The sequence below is a fragment of the Streptomyces ossamyceticus genome (assembly GCF_001418475.1).
In the GTDB taxonomy this organism is placed as follows: Bacteria; Actinomycetota; Actinomycetes; order Streptomycetales; family Streptomycetaceae; genus Streptomyces; species Streptomyces ossamyceticus.
Genome location: NZ_LIQX01000797.1, coordinates 1 through 2,677, shown reverse-complemented (window position 1 = coordinate 2,677; position 2,677 = coordinate 1). Strand labels below are relative to the sequence as shown.

At 72.6% G+C, this 2,677-nt stretch carries 2 protein-coding genes; both read left to right on the top strand.

Features of this window, described 5'->3' with window-relative positions; genetic code table 11:
* Positions 1–670 precede the first annotated feature (670 nt).
* Complete coding sequence (locus AOK15_RS38955; RefSeq protein WP_107099617.1) at positions 671–1,276, top strand: SigE family RNA polymerase sigma factor; 606 nt, start codon at positions 671–673, stop codon at positions 1,274–1,276.
* Positions 1,273–2,677 (top strand): hypothetical protein (locus AOK15_RS48670; RefSeq protein WP_338059954.1); only part of this gene is annotated, 1,405 nt, incomplete at its 3' end. The genes AOK15_RS38955 and AOK15_RS48670, both read left to right, overlap by 4 nt.

Here is a 2,677-nt window from a genome sequence, read left to right as displayed (position 1 = left end):
CGGGTCGGTGGGCGGCTGCGGGCGGGCGTGGTCGGTCGCGCGGTTTTCCCCGTCCGTCGCTGTGCCGGTGGCCCCGGTGTCCATCCGTTGTTGTCCCGGCGTGCACTGTTCCTTGGCTCCGCGTGCACCGTTCCCCGAATTCCTCGCGCCGCCAGCGGCGTTGGGATAGACCGGCTGTCACGGCCTGTGGGCGCCGTCGGCTGCCGTCGGCGTTGTCGGTGGTGGCGTGTAAGTTCTTCGAGTCGGCGGTTCGACGGACGGAGGATTTCCGGTCGGACAGCCGTGTGATTTCCGGGTTGATTCAGGCCTCCCGGTGATCGAGGATTTTGCTCCCCGTCCGCCGCAACCGCGCGGCGGACGGGGAGCGTCTTTAACGAGCGCCCTTCGGCGGGGCTGGGCGCGCACGGACTCGGGGCATAGGGGAAGAGCTGGTATGCATGAGGGCGTTCGACGCGCTGTCCGCTGTTCGGTCGGCCGTGCAAGGCGAGGCGCGGGGCGCGCGGCCATGCATATGCGCCGTACGAACAGGCGCTCGGTCTGACGCAAAAGTGATGCCTGTCGCGTACAACCCCCACGGGGGGATACGGGTCCAACAGGCGTGGCAGAGGTACTCGACTTCACCGCGGTACAGACGAGGGGCACCGCCCTTCGTCCACCCCGCCGTCCCCGCATGCCCGGTCCGCCCGGCGGCATGCCGGTGATCGCGCCCATGCCCGCGGCGCGGCCCACCCGCATCCCCAGCCAGCGCGACGGCGCGGAGGACACGACGACCCTGCCGGCCTCCGGCACGACCGTCGACCATCTCACCGAGACCTACCGCGCCCACTACCGCTCGCTCCTCGGCCTCGCGGCCCTCCTCCTCGACGACACCGCCTCCTGCGAGGACGTCGTGCAGGAGGCATTCATCCGCGTGCACTCCGCGCGCAAGCGCGTCCGCGAGCCGGAGAAGACGCTCGCCTATCTGCGCCAGACGGTCGTGAACCTCTCGCGTTCCGCGCTGCGCCGCCGCATCCTCGGTCTGAAGCTGCTGTCGAAGCCGATGCCGGACATGGCGAGCGCGGAGGAGGGCGCCTACGACCAGCTGGAGCGCGACTCCCTCATCAAGGCGATGAAGGGCCTCCAGCGCCGTCAGCGCGAGGTCCTCGTGCTGCGGTACTTCGCCGACATGACCGAGGCGCAGGTCGCCGAGACCCTCGGCATATCGCTGGGCTCGGTCAAGGCGTACGGCTCCCGTGGCATCGCGGCACTGCGCGTCGCCATGGAGGCGTCGGCATGAGCGGCGACGCCAGGGGCGACGGGCACGACACGCACGACAGGCGCGAGGGGCACGACGAGCTCGGCGCCCGCAGGCGGGCCTCCTGGGGCCGCCGGGACGACGAGCGCACCGAAGGGCAGGAGCGGGACCGGCGCGTCGGGGGGCGCGGGCTCGCCGAGCACGAAGACACGCAATCGCACGCTGGGAACGGAACTGTGAATCACGGCCCCGAAGAACAAGGCCCCACCAAGGGTCAGGGTCTCGAAGGCCGCGGTCCGGACGAGCCGGCTCCGGACGACATGCGCGCGGACGACCCGACCCCGGGGGAGACGCACACCAACGACGACGGCACGGATCCGGACGAGACCCGCTCGGACGACATCGCTACGGGCGATGTGGCTTCCGGCGACGTCACCACGGGCGAGGCGGGCTCGGGCGACGTGGGCTCGCGTGACGTGCGCTCGGCCGACGCCGGTTCGGGCGACGCCCGCTTCGACGACCCGGCTCCGAGCGGGACGGGCGCGACGGGTCCGGGCGGCCCGAAGGGCCTGCGCGGCTTGAAGGACGCGCAGGACCTGAAGGACGCGCACGATCTGAACGACCTGGGTAAACTGCGCGGCCTCAACGGCACGAAGCCGTCCGGGGCGGCGGATCTCCTGTCCTTCGGCCTGCCGGAGTCGGCACCGGGGTCTGGCTCCGGGTCTGTGTCTGGGGCCGGTTCGGCCGGTTCGGGGCCCAAGGGGCTGGACGGTGCCGGTCCCGAAGGACTCGGCGGATTCGACTCCGACGAGCTGGTGCTGCGGAACCTGCTGCACCACGCCGTCTCGGAGATCGAGCCGCGTGACGGCACCCTGGCCCACCTGCGGCGGGCCGTACCGGCGCGGCGGGCGCGCAAGCGTCAGGCCGTCGTCGGGATGGCGGCCGCCGCGCTGTTCATCGGCACGGCGATCCCCGCCCTCGTGCACGTCTCCAACTCCACCGGCTCCGACGCCAACCCGTCGGTCGTCGGCCATGGCTCGGCGACCCACGGCAGCGAGGGCCAGTCCAAGGGGCAGACCGGCGGCAGCGGTTCGTCGGGCGGCACCTCCGGCGGCTCCAAGGACACCGGCAAGGGCAGCGACAAGGGCAAGGGCGACAAGGGCAAGGGATCGTCCGCCGGCGTGCCCGGCGGCACCGAGGCGACGCCCACCGCCGCGAGCGCGACCCTGTGCACGTCCGCGCAGCTCAGCGGCGCCGCCAGCGTCGGCTCCCCGGACTCCGGCGGCGCCGTCTACGGCAGCTTCCGGGTGTCCAACGTCTCCGGCTCCAGCTGTACGGTCGCCGGCGCGGGCGGGGTGAGCGTGTCACCGCAGGGTGCCGCGGACGCCGCCCGGATCACCGTGGCGAACCATGTCTCGGGCGACGCGGCCACCGGGCTGCCCG